The 21013-nt window shown below is 72.5% G+C and carries 13 protein-coding genes and 3 pseudogenes; 10 read left to right on the forward strand and 6 right to left on the reverse strand.

From position 1 onward, the window contains the following. The first annotated feature begins 107 nt into the window (after positions 1 to 107). From AQJ67_RS37905 to AQJ67_RS37915, 3 genes are all read left to right on the forward strand, one after another. Complete coding sequence (locus AQJ67_RS37905; protein WP_062724024.1) at positions 108 to 1166, forward strand: aspartate-semialdehyde dehydrogenase; 1059 nt, start codon at positions 108 to 110, stop codon at positions 1164 to 1166. A gap of 422 nt (positions 1167 to 1588) precedes the next feature. After that, a complete protein-coding gene (locus AQJ67_RS37910; RefSeq protein WP_425264210.1) occupies positions 1589 to 2305 on the forward strand; it encodes a SigE family RNA polymerase sigma factor in 717 nt (238 codons plus the stop codon). A gap of 65 nt (positions 2306 to 2370) precedes the next feature. Continuing rightward, entirely contained in the window at positions 2371 to 3426 is a 1056-nt protein-coding gene (locus AQJ67_RS37915) for a Trm112 family protein (protein WP_062724025.1), read from the forward strand. A gap of 55 nt (positions 3427 to 3481) precedes the next feature. Here the strand turns inward: AQJ67_RS37915 and AQJ67_RS37920 are convergent, their stop codons facing one another. Together AQJ67_RS37920 and AQJ67_RS37925 are read right to left on the reverse strand one after the other, a co-directional pair. Beyond that, positions 3482 to 4288, reverse strand: coding sequence for an SURF1 family protein (locus tag AQJ67_RS37920; RefSeq protein WP_062724026.1), 807 nt, complete (start codon positions 4286 to 4288; stop codon positions 3482 to 3484). Positions 4289 to 4344: 56 nt separating this feature from the next. Then, positions 4345 to 4719: a nuclear transport factor 2 family protein gene (locus AQJ67_RS37925; RefSeq protein WP_062724027.1), complete on the reverse strand. Its 375-nt coding sequence runs from the start codon at positions 4717 to 4719 to the stop codon at positions 4345 to 4347. A gap of 128 nt (positions 4720 to 4847) precedes the next feature. Between AQJ67_RS37925 and AQJ67_RS37930 the strand changes: the two genes are divergently transcribed. Both AQJ67_RS37930 and AQJ67_RS37935 read left to right on the forward strand, forming a co-directional pair. Then, positions 4848 to 6701, forward strand: coding sequence for a S9 family peptidase (locus AQJ67_RS37930; protein WP_062724028.1), 1854 nt, complete (start codon positions 4848 to 4850; stop codon positions 6699 to 6701). A gap of 74 nt (positions 6702 to 6775) precedes the next feature. Next, positions 6776 to 7501 carry a hypothetical protein gene (locus AQJ67_RS37935; protein WP_063807409.1) on the forward strand — a complete coding sequence of 242 codons (726 nt, stop codon included), beginning with the start codon at positions 6776 to 6778 and terminating at the stop codon, positions 7499 to 7501. 69 nt (positions 7502 to 7570) lie between these two features. Here AQJ67_RS37935 and AQJ67_RS37940 read toward each other — a convergent pair whose 3' ends face one another. Then, positions 7571 to 9478 carry an NAD-binding protein gene (locus tag AQJ67_RS37940; RefSeq protein WP_062724030.1) on the reverse strand — a complete coding sequence of 636 codons (1908 nt, stop codon included), beginning with the start codon at positions 9476 to 9478 and terminating at the stop codon, positions 7571 to 7573. Between the two features lie 206 nt (positions 9479 to 9684). Here AQJ67_RS37940 and AQJ67_RS37945 point away from each other — a divergent pair, with 206 nt between their 5' ends. The 4 genes and pseudogenes from AQJ67_RS37945 to AQJ67_RS37955 all read left to right on the forward strand — a co-directional run bounded on the left by AQJ67_RS37945 (position 9685) and on the right by AQJ67_RS37955 (position 13255). Beyond that, positions 9685 to 10746, forward strand: a complete 1062-nt coding sequence (locus tag AQJ67_RS37945; RefSeq protein ID WP_062724031.1) for a permease — start codon at positions 9685 to 9687, stop codon at positions 10744 to 10746. Then, positions 10743 to 10946, forward strand: a pseudogene (locus AQJ67_RS46190) (TIGR03943 family putative permease subunit); the annotation flags it as partial. The gene AQJ67_RS37945 and the pseudogene AQJ67_RS46190, both read left to right, overlap by 4 nt. A 492-nt stretch (positions 10947 to 11438) precedes the next feature. Then, positions 11439 to 11957: pseudogene (locus AQJ67_RS37950) on the forward strand (TIGR03943 family putative permease subunit); the annotation flags it as partial. A 77-nt stretch (positions 11958 to 12034) separates the two neighbouring features. Next, the gene (locus AQJ67_RS37955; RefSeq protein ID WP_062724032.1) at positions 12035 to 13255 is read left to right on the forward strand and encodes an amidohydrolase family protein; all 1221 of its coding nucleotides are present in this window, start codon (positions 12035 to 12037) and stop codon (positions 13253 to 13255) included. Between the two features lie 19 nt (positions 13256 to 13274). Here the strand turns inward: AQJ67_RS37955 and AQJ67_RS37960 are convergent, their stop codons facing one another. The 3 genes and pseudogenes from AQJ67_RS37960 to AQJ67_RS37970 form a co-directional block, all read right to left on the reverse strand. Continuing rightward, positions 13275 to 14036: a glycosyltransferase family 2 protein gene (locus AQJ67_RS37960; protein ID WP_062724064.1), complete on the reverse strand. Its 762-nt coding sequence runs from the start codon at positions 14034 to 14036 to the stop codon at positions 13275 to 13277. An 8-nt stretch (positions 14037 to 14044) separates the two neighbouring features. After that, positions 14045 to 14674, reverse strand: a pseudogene (locus tag AQJ67_RS37965) (UTRA domain-containing protein); the annotation flags it as partial. Positions 14675 to 14944: 270 nt separating this feature from the next. Further along, a complete protein-coding gene (locus AQJ67_RS37970; RefSeq protein ID WP_062724034.1) occupies positions 14945 to 19012 on the reverse strand; it encodes a WD40 repeat domain-containing protein in 4068 nt (1355 codons plus the stop codon). Positions 19013 to 19893: 881 nt separating this feature from the next. Here AQJ67_RS37970 and AQJ67_RS48005 point away from each other — a divergent pair. Then, entirely contained in the window at positions 19894 to 20856 is a 963-nt protein-coding gene (locus AQJ67_RS48005) for a hypothetical protein (RefSeq protein WP_062724035.1), read from the forward strand. The last annotated feature ends 157 nt before the right edge of the window (positions 20857 to 21013 follow it).

Below are 21013 nucleotides of genomic sequence, written 5' to 3' on the forward strand. Positions count from 1 at the left end.
TGGTGCGTGCGGTCGCAAGGCGCCGGAGCGCCCTCGTGGCGGAGCCACGTGGGTGGTTCGGCAACGCGGCGAGCGTGCGTGCCAGGCGTCGCGCGGCAGGCGGGAAGGTGACGGCAAGGCCTGGACCGACGCTCGCGGTCGTGGGTGCGACCGGGGCCGTGGGCTCGGTCATGCTCCAGATCCTGTCCCAGCGGGCGGACATCTGGGGCGAGATCCGTCTGATCGCCTCTCCGCGCTCGGCCGGCCGCAAGCTGGCCGTGCGCGGCGAGCAGGTCGAGGTGGTGGCGCTCACCGAGGAGGCCTTCGCCGGGGTCGACGTCGCGATGTTCGACGTCCCGGACGAGGTGGCCGCCCGCTGGGCGCCGATCGCCGCCGCCAAGGGCGCGGTGGTGGTCGACAACTCGGGCGCTTTCCGGATGGACCGGGAGGTGCCCCTCGTCGTCCCCGAGGTCAATCCGCACGCGGTCCGGATGCGGCCGCGCGGGATCGTCGCCAATCCCAACTGCACGACCCTGTCGATGATCGTGGCGCTGGGCGCGCTGCACGCCGAGTTCGGGCTGCGCTCCCTGGTGGTCTCCTCGTACCAGGCGGTGAGCGGGGCCGGGCGGGCCGGAGTGGAGACGCTGCGCCGGCAGATGTCCCTGGTCGCCGGTACGGAACTGGGGACCAGCCCCGGTGACGTACGGCGGGCCGTCGGCGAGAACACCGGGCCGTTCCCGGAGCCGGTCGCGCTGAACGTCGTGCCGTGGGCCGGGTCGCTGCGCGAGGACGGCTGGTCGTCGGAGGAGATGAAGGTGCGGGACGAGTCCCGCAAGATCCTCGGGCTGCCGCAGCTGCCGGTCGCGGTGACCTGTGTGCGGGTGCCGGTGCTGACCGGGCACTCGCTGACGGTGCACGCCCGCTTCGAGGGCGAGGTCACGGTAGCCAAGGCGCGCGAGATCCTGGCCACCGCGCCGGGGGTCGTGCTGTACGACGACCCGGACGCCGGTGAGTTCCCGACGCCCGCCGACGTGGTGGGCACGGACCCGACCTGGGTCGGCCGGGTGCGGCGCGCGCTCGACGATCCGACGGCGCTCGAACTCTTCGTCTGCGGCGACAACCTGCGCAAGGGCGCGGCCCTCAACACCGCGCAGATCGCGGAGCTGGTGGCGGCGGAGTTCCGGTGAGGACCCGGGTGACACCGGAAATCCCCTGGGCTCCGACGCGTTCGTTTGTAGGATCTGTGTGAAAAGTGTGAGCCGATCGATGGTCCGGACCACTTGAACCGGACACTGTCGGCAGTTGAAGATTTTCCTCCCCGCTCTGCAACCGCTTGCAGGGCGGGGAGCGTCTTTGCGGTCGCCTTCAGGGGACGTGAGGACGCGTTTTTCTGGCGTGGGGACGCCGAATGGGCAGGGCGTGGGGACGCTCTGGCCATATGGGACATAAGGGAAGAGCGGGTAGGCATGTGGGCGTTTGACGCACGGTCAGCTGTGCTGCCTGGCGCGAGAGTCACGGTCACTGCGGCCGGAGGGCCGACTGTCGCGACTGACGCAAAAGTGACGTCCGGCACGTACAACCCTCACGGGGGGACGCGTGTCCAACAGACGTGGCAGAGGTACTCGACTTCTCCCCCACTCTCGGCTCCGCTCGAGCGGGGGGACCCCCATCGCCAACCCGCGGCACGGCCCTACGGCCGCCCCGCCGGCCCGGCCGATCCCGCATGTCCGGTGCGCCCGGCGGCATGCCGGTGATCGCGCCCATGCCCGCAGCGCGGCCCGCCCGCATACCCAGTCAGCGTGACGGTGCCGAGGCCGACAACGCCGCGGCGGCCGGCACGACCGTCGACCACCTCACCGAGACCTACCGGGCGCACTACCGCTCGCTGCTGGGTCTCGCGGCGCTCCTCCTCGACGACACCGCCTCCTGCGAGGACGTCGTCCAGGAGGCGTTCATCCGCGTCCACTCCGCGCGCAAGCGCGTCCGGGACCCGGAGAAGACGCTGGCGTACCTCCGCCAGACCGTCGTCAATCTCTCCCGCTCCGCCCTGCGCCGCCGCATACTCGGCCTGAAGCTGCTGTCCAAGCCGATGCCCGACATGGCGAGCGCGGAGGAGGGGGCGTACGACCAGCTGGAGCGGGACTCCCTCATCAAGGCGATGAAGGGTCTCCAGCGCCGGCAGCGCGAGGTGCTGGTCCTGCGGTACTTCGCGGACATGACCGAGGCACAGGTCGCCGAGACGCTCGGCATCTCACTGGGCTCGGTGAAGGCGTACGGCTCGCGTGGCATCGCCGCGCTGCGGGTCGCCATGGAGGCGCCGGCATGAGCGGGGACCATGACGAGCGGCCGGACAAGCAACAGCCGAAGCAATCGCACGCTGGGAACGGAACTGTGAACCACGGCCCCGACGACCAGAGCCCCGAGGGGTTCGACTCGGACGAGCTGGCACTGCGCCGCATGCTGCACCACGCGGTCGACGAGATCGAGCCGCGCGAGGGCACGCTGGACCATCTGCGGCGGGCGGTGCCCGCACGACGGGCGCGCAAGCGGCAGGCGCTCGTGGGCGCGGCGGCCGCGGTGCTCTTCGTCGGCACCGCCGTTCCGGCCCTGGTGCATGTCTCCAACTCCACCGGCTCCAACGTCAACTCGTCGAACGCCGGCCATGGCGAGCAGGCTCAGGGCGGCGCCGGGCAGGGCAAGGAGACGGAGGGCAGCGAGAGCACGTCCGGCGGCACCTCGGGCAAGGCCGAGGACAAGGGCAAGGGGAACGAGAAGGACGAGGACAAGGGCACCGGTGCCGGCACCGGTGCGGATGCCGGCTCCGGAAGTCCCACCGACCCCTTGGCGACCAGCCCGGCCGGCGTCGCCGCCTGCACCGCCGAGCAGCTCGGCACGTCCGGTGGGACCACCGACCTGCCCGACTCCTCCGGCACGGTGTACGGCACGTTCACCTTCAGCAACGTCTCCACCGCCGACTGCACGGTGAGCGGCCCGGGCTCGGTGGCCCTGACCGCGGGCGGTGCGGCGGACGGCTCGAAGATCTCCCAGGCCCGGCACATCGCCGGGGACGCGGCGGTCAGCCTGCCCGACCCTTCCCAGGAACTCACCGCCCTCGTCCTCAAGCCCGGCGACTCCTACCAGGTCAAGTTCGCCTGGGTCCCGTCGGAGACCTGCCCCACCACGGGCACGAACAACGGCGGCGGCACGGGCGGCCCCGACCCGTCGCCCACCCCGACCCCGACCGAGAACGCCACCGGCACCACGGAGGGCACCTCCACGGGCGGCGACACCGGAACCTCCACCCAGCTGATGACGGAGGACACCACGGCCGACGGCAGCGTCACCATCTCCCTCACCACGGAGGCGGGAGCGCCCACGACCTCGGTGGTCGTGTCCAACGCGTGTGCGGGCGTCGTGTACTGGACGGGCGTGCTTCAGACGGTGTGAGGGCCTCCCTGGCGGGCGCCCAGCGCCGCGCCGAGGCCCGTGCCCGGGCCCGCGCTCAGGCGTTGGCCTTCTCCTGCGCCGCCGGACCCTCGCTGGGCTCCCCGTCCGGCAGCAGCCCCAGCTCCGCGTCCCGCAGGGTCTCCACCTCGCGGCGGAGCAGACGGAACCACATGAAGACCACGAAGCCGGCGAAGACGAACCACTCGCCGGTGTAGCCGAGGTTCTGGAACGCCTTCAGGTCGAGGCCGGTGTCGCTGGCGGCGGTCGCCGGGACCGGCTTCATGCCCGAGTCGGCCTTGTCGAGGGTGATCCAGGCGTCGTACACGTCGTAGGGCACCAGGTTCACCAGCGTCGCCGCGCTGATCGCTCCCGTCTGGCCGGAGGGCAGGCCGCCGCGGGCCGGCACGCCGTTCTCCCCGGGCACCTCGGACGCCTGGAGCGCCCCGGTGACCGTGACCTCGCCGGTCGGTGCGGCGGGGGCCTCGGCGCGGTCGGCGTCGCCGGGCAGCCAGCCCCGCACCACCGGCAGGGCCTTGCCGTCGTCGGTGTGCAGCAGCGTCAGGACGTAGAAGCCCTGCCGGTCGTCCAGCTCCCGGCCCGGCACGAGCAACTGCTTGCCGTACCGTCCGCTCGCGGTGGCCTGCCTGCCGGACGTCGCCTTGTCCACCGGCAGCAGTTCGGCGAGCGGACGGGCCGCCTCGTGCTCGGCCTTCTCGGCCAGCTCACCGGCGGTGCGATGGTCCTGCACCCGCGCCTCGAACCGGCTCAGCTGCCAGGACCCCATGAACACGCAGAAGGGGATGGCGAGCAGCACGAAGACGTTGATCCCCCACCAACGGGGCGTCAGCAGAAACCGGTACACGCCCTCAACGGTACGGGGCCGTGCCGGACACCGGGCCGCGGGGTCCGGTCCCCTTCTCAGTACCGCTCGACGAGGTGCTCACGGCCCGCCGGGGGCTCGTAGGGCTCCGGCCAGAAGTCCGTCACCGCGGCTATACGGCCGTTCTCGTCCCCCGTGAAGAACGAGATGGCGTACATCTCCTCCAGTCCCACCGTGACGTGGGCCCACGTCACCACCTGACCGGGCTCGGCGACGATCCGCTCGATCCGCAGATGCCACTCAGCCGGATACTCCCGGTTGAACCGCACGTACCGCTCCCGCCCGCTGATCCGCTCCCGGGTCTGAGGCAGGTCGTACACGACGTCCTCGGCGAGCGTCTCGGCGAACGCGTCCCAGTCCCGGGCCTCAGCGGTGGTCCAGAACCTCTCGACTGTCTTGCGCAGATCCGTCATGCCGAGCAGTCTGCACCCCGGCACTGACAACGGGTCCGACGCCGGGGCTGACGACGCGGTCGCGGAAGTTATCCACAGGCTGGGGGCCTCGCCAGCGGATTGTCGGCCGGGCCAGGCACTATGGGGCCATGACTGAGAGCCACGGGTCCGATTCGCGGGATCACCACATGCAGGACAAGGCCACCCCGGACAAGGGCATGCCGGACTGGGAGAAGCGCTTCCGGGCGCCCCGGGTGTCGCTGCCCGACTGGGCGGAGGACGCCCCGGACCGCTCCTTGTTCGTGTCGAACGCCACAGGGACGTACGAGCTGTACGCCTGGGACCGTGCGACGGGCGAGCAGCGCCAGGTGACCGACCGGCAGAACGGCACGACGGACGGCGTGCTCTCCCCGGACGGCGCGTGGATCTGGTGGTTCGACGACAAGGACGGCGACGAGTTCGGCGTGTGGCGCCGCCAGCCGTTCACCGGCGGCGAGGACGAGCTCGCGGCGCCCGGTCTCGACCCCTCCTACCCGGCGGGCCTCGCCCTGGGCCGGGACGGCCGTACGGCGATCGTGGGCCGCTCCACGGACGAGGACGGTACGACGATCCATGTGGCCCGCCTCGGCGAGCCCCCGGTGGAGATCTACCGGCACCGCGAGTCCGCGGGCGTCGGCGACCTCTCGCACGACGGCACGCTGATCGCCGTCGAGCACACCGAGCACGGCGACGCGATGCACTCGGCGCTGCGCGTCCTGCGCCCCGACGGCAGCGCGGTCGCCGAACTCGACGACACCAAGGGCGGCACCGAGGAACTGGGCCTGGAGGTCCTCGGCTTCGCCCCGGTGACCGGTGACGCGCGGCTGCTCATCGGGCATCAGCGGCGCGGCCGCTGGGAGCCGCTGGTATGGGACGTGGCGACGGGGGAGGAGACGGACCTCGCGCTGGAACTGCCGGGTGACGTCAGCGCGGAGTGGTACCCGGACGGGGCCGGGCTGCTGATCGCACACAGCTTCGAGGCCCGCAGCGAGCTGTTCCGGTACGACCTGGCGCGGCGCGAGCTGGTGCGCGTCCCGACTCCGGCGGGTTCGGTGTCGGGGGCGACGGCCCGCCCGGACGGCAGCGTGGAGTACCTGTGGTCGTCGGCGGCGCAGCCGTCGGCGGTGCGCTCGACGACGGGGCGGGTGGTGCTGGATCCGCCCGGCATGAAGTCCCCCGGCTCGGTCGCGGTGGAGGACGTGTGGGTGGAGGGCCCGGGTGGCCGCATCCACGCGCTGGTGCAGCGGCCGGCCGGCGCCGAGGGTCCGCTGCCGACCGTGTTCGACATCCACGGCGGCCCGACCTGGCACGACAGCGACTCGTTCGCGGCCGGACCGGCGGCCTGGGTGGACCACGGGTACGCGGTGGTCCGGGTCAACTACCGCGGCTCGACGGGCTACGGGCGCGCGTGGACGGACGCGCTCAAGCACCGGGTCGGGCTGATCGAGCTGGAGGACATCGCGGCGGTCCGGGAATGGGCGGTGACGTCCGGCCTGGCCGACCCGGCCCGGCTGATCCTGACCGGCGGTTCGTGGGGCGGCTATCTCACCCTGCTCGGCCTCGGCACCCAGCCGGACGCGTGGACGCTGGGCATCGCGGCGGTCCCGGTCGCCGACTACGTCACCGCGTACCACGACGAGATGGAGGCGCTGAAGGCCATGGACCGCACCCTCCTCGGCGGCACCCCCGAGGAGGTCCCGGAGCGCTTCGAGGCGTCGTCACCGCTGACCTACGTCGACCAGGTGAAGGCCCCGGTGTACATCTCGGCGGGTGTGAACGACCCGCGCTGCCCGATCCGCCAGGTCGACAACTACGTGAAGCGCCTGGAGGCCCGCGGTGCGGTGCACGAGGTGTACCGGTACGACGCGGGGCACGGATCGCTGGTGGTGGACGAGCGGATCAAGCAGGTCCGACTGGAACTGGACTTCGCGGAGCGGCACTTGACGGGTGGGGTCCCGAAGTAGGACGGATACGGTCGTGCGGCGACGCGCAGTCGTGCCTCGTCGCACGAACGCCAGGCGCGGGGGAGGTCCGGAGGATGAGGCGTGCGGTGGTCCCGGCCGTGGTGGCGGCCGTGGTGCTGATGAGCGGCTGCGGCGAGGACGTGCCCGGCTGCGGCTGGGAGAACAGACCGAAGAACTTCCCGGTCGAGGGCGAGAAGCGGCCCGTGCGGATCCGGCCCAGCGAGCGTCATCCCGGGCTGTCCGGACGCGAGGTGACGGCCGCGCTGCCCCCGCGCCCCGACCGGGACGCCGGCCCCACCGCGCAGGCGCTGTACGACCTCAGGCGGAAGACGCTCGACATGGTGGGCGAGCTGGGCGAGGTCGAGCCCGGCCGGTGCGAGGGCGGCGAGCTCGCCCTGGAGGTGGGGGCCACCACGCGCTGCACCGTCACCTACGAGGACGTCGAGGTGCCCTGGCAGGTGAAGATCACCAACGCCGTCCCGCAGGGCCTTGGCGCCCCTTACGGCATCGACTACCAGTACACCGCCCGGCCGTTGAGAACCGTGGTGCTCGCCCAGGAGGTCTACGACCGGTTCGCCTGGGAGGCAGGGAAGAACGGGCCGGACAGCCTCTCGGCCCCGAAGGAGCCGCGCTGCGACAGGCTCCCGGAGCTCTTCACCGCCGAGCCCGGCCGGGACACCGGCTACTACTGCCAGAGCCTCGGTTACTCGTGCACCGACGGTGACTACGACTTCGAGTGGAGCGACGTGGCGATCCGCGTCGACGAGGAGGGGGCGGTGAGGGTCGGCGGCGGTTCCTAGCAGGGCGGCGTAGCAGAGCGGCGTAGCAGGACGGCCCACGGCGGTTCACAGCAGGGGGATCACGGCGCGCTACGCGCCCTCCCGCTGCCGTGGCCGTCTGCCCAGGAGCTCCGCCAGCCCCCGGCGGGTCGCCGCCAGGACCACGCGGTCCTCCTTCTGCAGGACATACGAGTCGGGCAGGTCCCACACCCATCCCGACGCGCCGCCCGCCCGGCCGTCCTCGTAGGCCTCCTCGACGGCGGGTTCCTCGCGGCGCTCGTCGCGGGAGCCGCGGTCCAGGGCCAGGACGCGCCAGGCGCCCGGCCGGAAGGCCTGGCCGACGGTCCTGTCCTCCAACTGCGGCTGGCCGGCCACCTCGACCGCCGCGAACAGCAGCACGCGGCGTTCGACGGGGATCGCGCCGAGGATCTGGCGGCCCAGCATCGCCCCGGCGAAGGCGGGCGCGGCGAGGTGGGTCACGCTGCGGCTGCGGGTCAGGGCGTGGGGGTGCGCGGCGCGCAGAGTGCGGTAGACGGCGGTGGCGAAGTCGTCGTCGTACAGACGCAGGACCACGCGTAGGTCGGGGCGGACGGAGCGGGCGTACAGGGCGGCTTCGAGGTTCGTGGTGTCCGCGCTGGTCACCGCCAGCAGCGCGTGCGCCCGGTGGATCTTGGCGGCCTCCAGGACGCCTTCCTGGGTGACGTCGCCGAGCACCACCGGCACCCGCAGCCGCCGCGCGGTCGCCATCCCGCGGGCCTCGGGGTCGGACTCGACGCACACCACGGGGATGTGCAGTTCCCGCAGCCGGGTCAGCACCCGGGTGCCGATCTTGCCGAGGCCGAGCAGCACGACATGGCCGCCGAGCCCGCGCGGCGGTTTGCGCAGGGCCGAGGCGGTACGGAAGGTGCCGAGGGCCTCCAGCACCGCGGCCAGCAGCACGGGGAGCAGCAGCAGCCCGGTCAGCCCGGACAGGAGCTGGAGGATCTGGCGGGCCAGGGACTGGTGGAGCGCGGGTTCGTTGATGGCGAAGAGGTCGAGGAGGGTCATGTAGGTCGCGTACAGCGGGTGTTCGCCGGTCACCACCGTCAGCGCGACGGCCAGCGCCGCGACACAGCCCACGAGGCCGGCCAGCGACCAGCGCAGCCGCCGGGAGAACAGTGAGGCGAAGGACGGTACGACACCGCGTCCCGAGGGCAGGGACGGCCCCGCGTACGACACCTGCTCCAGGACGACCGTGCCCCGGCCCCTCGCCTCCTGGACGGCCTCCGCGTCCGGCAGCAGCAGCGGCCCCTGCTCGCCGCTGCCCTCCGAACCGTCGGCGCCGGCCGGGTCGTTGCTGGTCGCGGACAGCAGCGCCAGCGTGGCCAGGCCGGCGGCGGGTGACTGCCCGGGGCGCGGGGGCGGGCGTTCGACCGCGCGCAGCAGCAGGCCGTCCGTCTGGACGACCTTGGTGGTGCCGACGACCGCCGTCGCGGCCAGCGCGGGAGCGGCCGTGTCGGCGTCGGACAGCACGGTCGTGGAGGCGTCCAGGTCGGTGTCTCCCGCGCCCGTCGCCAACGCGGCCGCCTGGTCCAGGAGTTCCTCGATGTGCTGGCCCAACCGGCGGTTGTACAGGCGCAGGACGAGCCGGAGGCGGGGGTTGAGGCGGCGGGCGGTCAGGGCGGCGCGGATGTTGGTCTCGTCGTCGTCGTAGACGAGGGCGAGCGCGGCGGCCTGTTCCACACCGGCGTCGGCGAGGGCGGCCTCGGTGGCCTCGCCGGCCTCCACCACCCGGACGTTTCCGGCGGGTTCGCCGCCGGCGCTCGCCCCGTTCGCACGGCTGACGGCCGCGGTCACCGCCCCGAGCAGTGCCGCCGACGCGGCCCGGGCCCGGCCCACCACGGGTGGCCGTACCGTGCGCTCGGAGGGCGGCACGACGAGCGTGACCTGTTCGCCGTACACCCCGCGCAACTCGGCGGCCAGCCGGTGCGCCAGCCCGTCGTCGCCGCACACCACCATGTGCGCCGCCGTGTCACTGCCCGGCCGCTGACTCGGAACGCTCCCCACGAGGGGAAAGACTGCCTCATAGTGACGGGTGGTTCCACCGGCGGCCCGCCGTCCCCGAACCTCCCCCGAACCTCCTCGACTGAACACTCCCGCCCCGCCGCCCGTACCGGAGGGGAGGGAAACCAGCGCCCTACCGCACCACCGGAGGTACCTCGCCCGTGGCGATCACCAAAGCGGCCCCGCAGGAGACCCAGCAGGAGACCCAGCAGGAGACCCAGCAGAAGACCCCGCAGAGGACCCCGCAGGAGACCGACGGGGCCGGGCAGGAGGGCCGGCACCTCAACTCCCCCCTCCTCCTCACCATGCTCATGGTCGTCCTGGTGCTGCTCCAGAGCCCGATCCGCCGGGCGCTGTCCGCACCGGTCATGCAGAGCTGGACGACGGTGTTCGTCGCGGTGATGGTCCAGGCGCTGCCCTTCCTGGTGCTGGGCGTACTGCTCTCGGCGGCCATCGCGGTGTTCGTGCCGCCGTCCTTCTTCGCCCGCGCCCTGCCCGGCCGCCCCGCCCTCGCCGTCCCGGTCGCCTCGGCGGCGGGCGCGGTGCTGCCCGGCTGCGAGTGCGCGTCGGTGCCGGTGGCCGGGGCACTGGTGCGGCGCGGGGTGACGCCCGCCGCGGCGCTGGCGTTCCTGCTGTCCGCCCCCGCGATCAACCCGATCGTGCTGACGGCGACGGCCGTCGCCTTCCCCGGCGACCCGGAGATGGTCCTCGCCCGGCTGGTCGCGAGCCTGCTGGTGGCCTGCGCGATGGGCTGGCTGTGGCTGCGCCTCGGCCGCACGGACTGGCTGAAGCTGCCCTCCCACCCGGCCCACGACGGCCAGAGCAGGGGCGAGGCCTTCTGGAACTCCGTCCGGCACGACGTGATGCACGCCGGCGGCTTCCTGGTGGTCGGCGCGATGGCGGCGGCGACCCTCAAGGCGGTCGCCCCGGAGAGCTGGCTGCGCGCCGCCGCGGACAACCCGGTGCTGGCGGTCCTCGCCCTCGCGGTGCTCGCGGTGGTGCTGTCGATCTGCTCGGAGGCGGACGCGTTCGTCGCGGCGTCGCTGTCCCAGTTCTCGCTCACGGCCCGGCTCACCTTCCTCGTCGTCGGCCCGATGATCGACCTCAAGCTCTTCGCGATGCAGGCGGGCACCTTCGGCCGGTCCTTCGCCCTGCGCTTCGCCCCGGCCACCTTCGCGCTGGCCGTGGTGGTGTCGGCACTGACCGGATGGGTGATCCTTTGAACCGCCAGGCACAGTCGGCAGTCCTGTTCCTGCTCGGCGCGTCCCTGCTGCACGCGGGCAGCACCGACCTCTATCTGCGCTACGTCAAACAGGGCCTGCGCCCGCTGGTGCTGGCGGCGGGCGTCGTACTGATCGCGGCGGCGGTGGCGACGGTCTGGTACGAGCGGAAGCGGGCGCGACGGCACAGGCAGCGCGGCGAACAGCCGAGCCAGGCCGCCCCCGGATCCCCGGCTCATCCCGGGTCCGCGGCTCATCCCGGGTCCGCGGCTCATCCCGGATCCGCGGCTCATCCCGGATCCGCGGCTAATCCCGGGTCCCCGGCTCATCCCGGGTCCCCGGCTCATCCCGGATCCGCGGCTCATCCCGGGTCCCCGGCTCATCCCGGATCCGCGGCTCATCCCGGGTCCCCGGCTCATCCCGGGTCCCCGGCTCATCCCGGATCCGCGGCTCACCCCGGATCCCCGGCTCATCCCGGGTCCCCGGCTCACCCCGGACCCTCGGCTCATCCCGGGTCCCCGGCTCATCCCGGATCCGCGGCTCATCCCGGGTCCCCGGCTCACCCCGAATCCCCGGCTCACCCCGAGTCCCAGGGTCACCCCGAATCCCCGGCTCACCCCGAGTCCCAGGCCCCCTCCGAACCCCACGCCGACCCCCGGCCCCCCTCCGAACCCCGCCCCGACCCCCGGCCCCCCTCTCACCCCCACCCCGAACCCCGAGTCGCCTGGCTGCTCGTCCTCCCCCTCCTCGCCCTGATCCTCGTCGCCCCGCCCGCCCTCGGCTCCTACAGCGCCACCCGCACCGGTACGGCCCTCCAGGAACCCCTCGCCTACCCCGACCTCCCGGCCGCCGACCCCCTGCGGCTCAGCGTCGTCGACTACGCGGGCCGCGCCGTCTACGGCCACGGCCGCACGCTGCGGGGCCGTTCCGTCCAGCTCACCGGCTTCCTGGCCCTGGACCGCGACGGCACCCCCTACCTGGTCCGGATGGCCCTCAACTGCTGCGCCGCCGACGCCCAGCCGGTCAAGGTCGCCCTCACCGGCCAGGTCCCACCGGTCCTCCAGCCGGACACCTGGCTGCAGATCACCGGCACCTACACCCCGCGCCGCGCCGAGGACCCGGTCAACGGCGGTCCGATCCCGTTCATCGAGGTCACGCAGGCCAAGCCGGTGCCGGAGCCGACGGATCCGTACGACGAGAGCTGGAACAGCTGACGCGGACCCTCTCTTGCCGCCCCCGGGGACGCCCCCTACCCTGAATCTGATGGACCGTCAGATTCGGGAGGCGTGGCGTGGCCAGTACCGAGAGCGGCACCAAGGACCTGCCCAGGGTCATCAGCGTGGACGATCACGTGATCGAGCCCGCGCACCTCTTCGAGACCTGGCTCCCGGCCAAGTACCGGGACCGGGGTCCGAAGCCCCTCACCGCCGGGATCGGGGAACTCGCCTACGTCGGCGGGAAGTACCGGTTCACCACGGACCCGGACGGCCAGATCACCGACTGGTGGGAGTACGAGGGGGACCTCTTCCCGTACAAGCGCATCATCGCGGCCGTCGGGTTCTCCCGGGACGAGATGACGCTCGACGGGATCACGCGTGAGCAGATGCGGCGCGGCTGCTGGGATCCGAAGGCGCGGCTGGCGGACATGGACGTCAACCATGTCGAGGCCTCGCTCTGCTTCCCGACCTTCCCGCGCTTTTGCGGGCAGACCTTCGCGGAGGCCAAGGACAAGGAGGTCGGGCTGGCCTGTGTGCGGGCCTACAACGACTGGATGGTCGAGGAGTGGTGCGGCGACAGCGGCGGCCGGCTGATCCCGCTGTGCCTGATCCCGCTGTGGGACATCGACCTCGCGGTGGCGGAGATCCACCGGAACGCGGCGCGCGGGGTGCGGGCGGTGACGTTCAGCGAGATCCCCACCTATCTCGGGCTGCCGTCCATCCACTCCGGCTACTGGGACCCGTTCTTCGCGGCCTGCGAGGAGACCGGCACGGTCGTCAACATGCACATCGGCAGCAGCTCGCAGATGCCGGCCGCCTCGCCCGACGCCCCGCCCGCCGTCCAGGCGTCCCTGTCCTTCAACAACGCCATGGCGTCGATGATGGACTTCCTCTTTTCCGGGGTGCTCGTGAAGTTCCCCCGGCTGAAACTCGCGTACAGCGAGGGGCAGATGGGCTGGATCCCGTACGCCCTGGAGCGCGCGGACGACGTCTGGGAGGAGCACCGGGCGTGGGGCGGGGTGAAGGACCTGATCCCGGAGCCGCCGTCGACGTACTACTACCGGCAGATCTTCTGCTGCTTCTTCCGCGACAAGCACGGCATCGAGGCGATCGAGACGGTCGGCGTGGACAACGCCACCTTCGAGACGGACTACCCGCACGTCGACTCGACCTGGCCGGAGACCAAGCGGGTGGCCGAGGAGCACGTCGGCGGGCTCTCCGACGAGGTGGCCTACAAGCTGCTGCGCGGAAACGCGATCCGGATGCTCGACCTGCCCTTCGACCAAGGGCGTTGAGGGGCGCTTTGCGGCGTCCTCAGCGGGTGGCGGGCGGGCACCGCCACCCGAAGGAGGCCAGCGCCCGGGCCCTCGCCTCCACCACGGCCATCCGGGCCCGCCGCTCCGCCGGGTCCACGTGGGCCGGCTGGCCGGTCATCTGGCCGTCCCACTTGCGGTAGAGCAGGCCCGCCTCCGCCGAGAACCAGCCCCGGCTCACGGAGCCCAGCGCGAGCAGCAGGCCGGTGTCCTCGGAGGCGGGCAGGGCCATCCAGCCGCCGAGGGCGAGCAGCAGTTCCCGGCGTACGCACAGGGTCGCCGGGTGGACCGGGGCGCGGAAGTCGTTCGCCGTCCAGAAGTCCAGTACGGCGCCCGGTTCGATCGGCCCGTCGTCGGGGTCGCCGGGGAAACCGACCGTCGAGCCGTCCGGCAGGAGGTCCAGGACCCGGGAGGTCGTCCAGCCGACGGCGGGGCCGGCCTCCAGGACCGCGAGGTCGCGGGCGAGCGCGCCCGGGGTGAGCTGGTCGTCGGCGTCCAGGATCTTCACGTACTCGCCCTCGGTGTGCGCGAGCGCGATGGTGCGCGCCACGCCGGGGCCCCCGGGACGGCCCTGACGGAAGGTCACCCGCGGGTCGTCGGGGACGTAGGGGCGGACCGCGTCCGTCTGCCCGTCCTCCTGGATCACCCACTGCCACTCCCAGCCCGCCGGCAACCGCTGTTCGCGCAGCGACTTGTGGGCGTCGGGCAGGAACACCGCCGACGGGCCGTGCACAGCGGTGACTACGGTGATGCGCCGGGTCACGGCCGCGCTCACCACCTTTCCAGGGACGTGGTGAACAACAGCTCGGCACGGTCGCCGGGCAGCGTGACCTCGGAGAGGTCCACGACCCGGTCGGTGATGTCGTACGACGTCTTGCGCAGCAGGATCACCGACGTCCCCGGCGGCAGGTCCAGCTCCCGCCTCTCGCGCGGCGTCGGCGGGCGCGCGGTGACCCGTTCCTCGACCCGGCCCACCTCGATGCCGACCGTGTACAGCTGGTTCTGGGTGCCGCCCGGCCAGGGCTCGTTGGCGTCGTCCAGCAGCTCGGGGTTGGCGGCGATCATCTCGCGGACCAGGTAGGACGTCACCAGGCTGAACGGGGCGCTCTCGGCGGCACACCGGGTCCGGTAGGTGCGCTCCAGCAGGGGGATCCCCTCCGGTACGCCGAAGACGGCCGCGAGTCGCGGGGGCGCGGCGACCTCGCGGTAGCGCGCGTGGAAGACGAGGTCCCCGACCCGCAGGCCGCAGTCGTGCTCCGTGGCCCCGGTCGCGGCCCGTGTGGTGAGGGGGCGGCGGGCCCGGTCCTTCTCCCACTGGTGCCGGTGGTTGTCGCGGAGCAGCGCACTGCGGGGGCGTCGCAGTTCGTCCGTGATCACTTCGTACGCCTTCGGCACTGGCGGTCACCGGCTTGTTGTCCGGGGCAGGACAGGATCAGCGTACGACGCCGCACGGCCCTCCACGACTTCTGGCCGGGGGCATGAGAAGGCCCGATCGCTGGCGACGGGGGATGCACCAGCGATCGGGCTGAGCCCACAGTAACAAGGCTGCCTGCCTCACGGGAGCCGCCTGATCCGCTGTGAGGATGGGTTGTGATCGGGATCACGGAAACCGCTGTCCGGTGAGACCCCGTCGTGTCACAGCGTCCGGGCTCCGTCACGGGCCGTGCGGAGCTATCCGGCGCACGGCGGTTCGTACGACAGCCGGGGCAGGTACTCGTGCCATTTCTCCCGGGTCAGAACGCCCTGCGTCGTCCCGCAGACGCGGCGGACCGCCTGGTCGACGTCCAGGTTCCACAGGCGGACGGTGTCCGTGCCGCTGGAGACGCCGAGCATGTGGCTCGTGGGGCTGAACGACAGGAAGTTGCCCGTCTTGGCGTTGGGACTCATCGCCTGGCCGATGGCCGAGGCGTCGGACGGGTCGGCGACGTTCCACAGCCGGACCGTGTTGTCGTTTCCGCCGCTGGCCAGATAGCGACCGCCCTTGCTGAACGTCAGGGAGACGACCGCCTCGGTGTGGCCGCTGAGCGGGTCGCCGTGCGGGGCGGCCGCGCTCGGGTCGGTGACGTCCCACAGCCGTACGGTGTCGTCGTCGCTGCCGCTGGCCAGCGTATGGCCGTCCGGGCTGTAGGCGAGCGCGTTGACCGGCCCGGTGTGCCCGGTGAGCGGGGCACCGAGCAGGGTCGGGTGGCGGGGGTCGGTCACCTTCCACAGCCGGATCGTGGCGTCCGCGCTGCCACTGGCGAGGGTGCGGCCGTCCGGGCTGAAGGCGAGCGAGTTGATGTAACCGCCGTGCCCGGTGACGGGCGGGCCGAGCGGCACGACACGGGCGGGGTCGCTGACGTCCCACAGCCGGATGGTGCGCTCGTCGTAGGCGGTGGCCAGCGTGCGCCCGTCCGGGCTGTACGCCAGCGCGTCGGGGCCCATGAAGCGGGTGCGCAGCGTGATCGGGGAGCCGTAGGGGGCCGGGTGGGCCGGGTCGGCGACGTTCCACAGGCGCACGCTCTGCTCGCCCGTCGTCACCGCGAGCGTCCTGCCGTCGGGGGAGAACACCTGGGAGCGCTGGCCGGTGTCCCCGGGCAGGAACGGCTTGCTCAGCGCCACCGGCCGGGCCGGATGCCGCACGTCCCACAGCCGGATCCGTCCGTCCCGCGCGGCCGTCGCGAGCACCTTGCCGTCCGGGCGGAACGCCCCGTTGCCGCCGATCATGTCCGACGTCGGGATCGACCACAGCCGCACCTTGCTGTCGCCGCTGCCGGTGGCGAGGGTGCGGCCGTCGGGGCTGAACCCGAGCGCGTACATCTCCCCGCTGGCGCCCGCGAGGGGCTCGCCGACCTGCGAGGGGTACGCGCGGTCGCTGACGTTCCACAGGCTCGCGGTGCTGTCGGCGCTGGCGGCGGCGAGCATGGTGCCGGACGGGTTGAAGGCCACCGACCAGATCGGTCCGGTGTGCCCGGTGAGCGGGGCGCCGAGCTGGCTGCCGTGGCGCGGGTCGGTGACGTCCCACAGCCGGATCGTGTCGTCCGCGCTGCCGCTGGCGAGGGTGTGGCCGTCCGGGCTGAACGCGACGGAGTGCACCAGGGCGGTGTGCCCGGTCAGCGTGGAAAGCTCCTGCGGCCGGCCCGGCTCGGACACGTCCCAGAGCCGGATCGTCTTGTCGTCGCCCCCGGCCGCCAGCAGGTCGCCGTCCGGGCTGAACGCCACGGACCGCACGGCGGCCTCCGCGCCGGCCAGCGTGGCGAGCGCCTTCGGCCGCCGCGGATCGGCCACGTCCCACAGGCGTACGGTGCGGTCCTCGCTGACGGAGGCGAGCGTACGGCCGTCCGGGCTGAACGCGACCAGGTAGATCGTGCCGTCGTGCCCGGTCAGCGGCGAGGCGAGCGGACGCGGCCGGCTCGGGTCCCGTACGTCCCACAGCCGGACCGTGCCGTCGTCCGAGGCACTGGCGAGGGTGTGGCCGTCCGGGCTGAAGACGGCGCTGCTCACCCAGCTCCGGTGTCCGGTCAGCGGCTTGCCCAGGGGTTGGGGGCGCTCCGGGTCGGACACGTCCCACAGCCGTACGGTCCGGTCGTAGCTGGCGGTGGCCAGGAGCTTGCCGTTCGGGCTGAACGTGGTCAGGTAGACGGCGCCGGTGTGGCCGAGCAGGGGCGTGGCCAGCGGCGCGTTCACGATCGAGATCAGCCGGCTGGTGGCGTCCTCGTCGTCCGGGCGCAGCCGGTGGGCGACCAGGTCGAGCTGGGCGGACAGCGACGGGTCGGTGTACTGGAACCGGTCCGCCTCGGCGAGGACCTGCGCGAACATGGCGTCGTCCCGCTGCTGCCAGGCGACGACCGCCGCACCCACGGCCAGCATCGCCAGCGCGACCAGTGCCGCGACCGCGCTCCGCATGATCCACACCGTGCGCCGGCGCAGCCGGACCGAGGCGGCCAGGAACTCCACCGCGCTGCGGGTCAGGAAGATGTCCCCGGCCGAGCGCGCCCAGCCGTGGGCCTGCTCCAGCCGGGACCCCCGGTACAGCAGCGACGAGTCACGGTTCGAGCCTTCCCAGGCCCGGCCGTCCTCCTCCAGCCGCTGGCGCAGCAGGTTGCCCTGCCGGTCTTCGTCGATCCAGTCCCGCAGCCGGGGCCAGGCGTGCAGCAGCGCCTCGTGCGTGATCTCCACGGTCTCCGCGTCCAGCGTCACCAGCCGGGCCCGCACCAGCGCCTCGAGCGACTCCTCCGTCTTTCCGGGATCTGTCGACTCGTCCGCCAGCTGCCGCCGCGTCCCGCGCCGCCGGGTCGCCTGGGTGTCCTCACCGAGCCGGACCAGCCGGAGCAGCAGCAGCCGGGCCGCGGTCCGGGCCGCCGGATCGAGGCCGGACCAGGCACGCTCGGCGGTGGCGGCGACGGCGCCCTGGATCCCGCCGGCCGCGCGATACCCGGCCAGCGTCAGCCGTCCCGCCTTGCGCCGCTGCCAGGTGGCGAGCAGCGCGTGCGACAGCAGCGGCAGCACCCCGGCGTCATGTGTCCCGCGCGGCCCGTCGGCGCTCACCTCCCGCACGATCAGCTCCGCAAGACCGGGCTCCAGCTCCAGCCCCACCGCCTTCGCCGGCCCCGTCACCGCCTCGCGCAGCTCCGGGGTCGTCAGCGGGCCGAGCACCATGTGCCGGTGCTGCAGGGCGTCGGCCAGCTCGGCGTGGGCCAGGCACTGCTCGTAGAAGTCGGCACGGATGCCGAGGACGACGAGGACGGGCGGGAGGTCGCCGGGTTCGGCGGGGGTGCAGGCGGCGTGGAGGAGCTGGATGAAGGTGCGGCGGTCGGCTTCGTCGGGGCAGAGGGTGAAGGTCTCCTCGAACTGGTCGACGATCAGGACCGGAGGGGCGGCCGGAGCCGTGGCGGGGGAGGCCTCGCGCCGGGCCCAGGCGAGGACGGCGGCGCGGGTGGCGTGCGCGAGGTCCGTGGCGGGGGCGCCGGCGCGGGTCTCGTACGCCCCGTCGAGGCCGCCCGGGCCCTCCGGGCCGCTCACCCCCACCGGCTCCCCCGACGCCTGCGACGCTCCCGACCCGGAGGCGGAGACGACCGCCGCGAGCTCCGGCACGCGGCGGGTCAGCTCGCCCAGCGGATCGGCGCCCGGCACCAGCTGCACCACCGGGCCGGCCGGACCGCCGTTCTCCCGGCCCAGCGCGCCGTTCCGCAGGGCGGGCACCAGACCGGCGTTCAGCAGGGAGGACTTCCCGGCGCCCGAGGCGCCGACGAGCATGACGAGGCCGCCGGACTTCTCCACGGCACGCAGCTGGGCGACCAGGGCGTCGGTGCTGCGCTCCCGGCCGAAGAACCAGCGGGCGTCCTCCTGCCGGTACGAGGCCAGCCCTCGGTACGGACACACCGCCCCCGCCACGGCAGGGGCCTCGACCGCCGGAGTCTGCTCCTCCTCTTCCCCGGACGTCGCCCGCTCCCACAGACGCTGCCACTGCCCCAGGTCGTACAGTCCGGCCGAGACGGGCACGGGCCGGGCGCGCCGGGCCTGCGGGATCAGGACGTGCAGGACGGCCGACAGCGCGGCGAACTGCGCGGGCACGTTCCTGGCCCGGCGCCAGTCACTGATCCGCTGCGCGGACACCCGTACGGGCCGCCCCCGCTCGTCCACCCGCTGAAGGCGGACGACCGCCTCGGCCACGCTCTTGAGGGGAGGGTTACCGGCCTCCTTGTAGAGCAGCGCAAGCCGTTCCGCGAAGGCTGTGCGCGCCGCCGAGTCGGAACTCAAGGCCTCCCCTCCTTACTCCGCCGCACCTGGACATCCGGACCGGAAAACTCACTTTATACGGCTGACCTGCGGTAAGAGCGGCCTCCGGAAACCGGACGCTCCTCGCGCGAGCCCTTCGACTGGCAGGATCACGACGGCAGTGCGCACCACCCGCGCGTCACCCAGGCAGGCCACCAGCCCAGAGCCCGGAGAGACCACTCATGGCGCCGCATGTTCTCGGACACCTACCGCAGGTTCACCTTCCGCAACCGTCACCCGCATCCGGCGCCGCCCCCGTCCTGCTCGATCCGCGCTGACCCGTCCGCACAGGACGGCACGGATCGACACCTCGCCGCCGTCCGGCACCGGTCCCCACGAGGGGAGGGACCGGTGCCGGACGACGCGGTAAGCCCGGCCGAGGCTGAGGTCGTCGTCGGGCTCGATCGCCGAGGTCGGGCCGTGCGGAACACCCGCCCACCTACGGTCCGGTCGATGACGTGCACACGGCCGGCGCAGGCCTGCATCGCGCCCGGGGCGAACACCGCGACGCCGATCAGCGGCCCCGACGGAGCACACGTGGTCGAGCACGGCGGGCAGGACGCCTGCCCTGGACCGGCCGCTGCTCACCCCGGTACCGGCTCAGTACACGTCCCGTACGTTCCGCTTTGCCGGAACTCCCCCTGCACGACGGGCAGTTGACACCGCCCGACGGCTGCACCCTCGCACGGGCGGGGCCCCCTTTTACGCACCCTTTTCCCCTCCGTCAAGTCCCGAGCCTTCGGAACATGACCCTGCTCCGGAATTCCGGCTTCATTGAAGTGCGGGCCTCACCGGAAACACCGCAAAGAGACCGAGGCCCCGGGGCGTGAGAAAAGCGCCTTTCACTTCAAGAGGAGAAAACCATGAACCGCATTACCCGCAAGCGTGACGGCGTCGTTGGCAAGCGAGCGCTGGGCCTGGCAACCCTGACCGCATCCGCCGTAGTAATCGGCGGCGCCGTAATCCTGCCGGCCAGCGCGGCCTCGGCAACCACGATGCCCGACTCGGGCGTGTCCAAGACCCTCGAACACAAGGGTAAGGGCAAGGACAAGCACAAGGGGAAGGGGAAGAAGGACAAGAAGAAGGACAAGAAGAAGTACTGCTGGGACAAGAAGTACTACAAGGACCACTTCAAGGAGGACAAGGACGAGAAGTACTCGTGCTGGTGGAAGGAAATCAAGTTCTACTGGGACGAGGACCACGACTGCTACTACGCGATGAAGGACGGCCACCCCCGTTACTTCGTCGAGAGCCACAACAAGGGCAACTTCTTCGTCCAGAACAACATCAACATCAACATCATCAATATCAACATCAACAACAACAACCAGTTCAAGGACGAGAAGAAGGCCGAGGAGATGGAGAAGGAGGACAAGAAGGACGAGGACAAGAAGGACGACGAGAAGAAGGACGAGGACAAGAAGGACGAGGACAAGAAGGACGACGAGAAGAAGGACGACGAGAAGAAGGACGACGAGAAGAAGGACGAGGAGAAGAAGGACGAGGACGCGAACAAGGACGAGGACGCGAACAAGGAAGAGGAGGAGCCGGCGGAGGAGGCCCCGGCTGAGGAGGAGCCGGCTGACGAGGCCCCGGCGGAGGACGCCCCCGCTGAGGACGAGCCCGCCGACGAGGCCCCCGTGGAGGAGGAGCCCGCGGAGGACGCCCCGGTCGAGGAAGCCCCGGCTGACGAGGCCCCGGCGGAGGACGCCCCGGTCGAGGAAGCCCCGGCTGACGACGCCCCGGCTGACGACGCCCCGGTGGACGACGCCCCGGTCGAGGACGCGCCGGCCGTGGACGCCCCGGTCGCCGAGCCCGCGGTGTGATCCATCCTCACCCAGGCGATGGGGTGAAGGTCTCCCGGAACTTCCGGGACCTTCACCCCATCGCCGTTCTGGCGTCGGTACGGCTTCCCGGCCACCACGATCCGGCTCATCCAGTGCCCGCGCAGCGCCTACGCCGACGGCGCCGATTCCGGCCGCC

The sequence above is a fragment of the Streptomyces caeruleatus genome (assembly GCF_001514235.1).
Classification (GTDB): domain Bacteria; phylum Actinomycetota; class Actinomycetes; order Streptomycetales; family Streptomycetaceae; genus Streptomyces; species Streptomyces caeruleatus.

Coding starts and splice junctions, on each gene's coding strand:
- AQJ67_RS37925 (WP_062724027.1), bottom strand. CDS start 4,719: ATGACGGATCTGCGCAAGACAGTCGAGAGGTTCTGGACCACCGCTGAG.
- AQJ67_RS37935 (WP_063807409.1), top strand. CDS start 6,776: ATGAGGCGTGCGGTGGTCCCGGCCGTGGTGGCGGCCGTGGTGCTGATG.
- AQJ67_RS48005 (WP_062724035.1), top strand. CDS start 19,894: ATGAACCGCATTACCCGCAAGCGTGACGGCGTCGTTGGCAAGCGAGCG.
- AQJ67_RS37930 (WP_062724028.1), top strand. CDS start 4,848: ATGACTGAGAGCCACGGGTCCGATTCGCGGGATCACCACATGCAGGAC.
- AQJ67_RS37940 (WP_062724030.1), bottom strand. CDS start 9,478: ATGGTGGTGTGCGGCGACGACGGGCTGGCGCACCGGCTGGCCGCCGAG.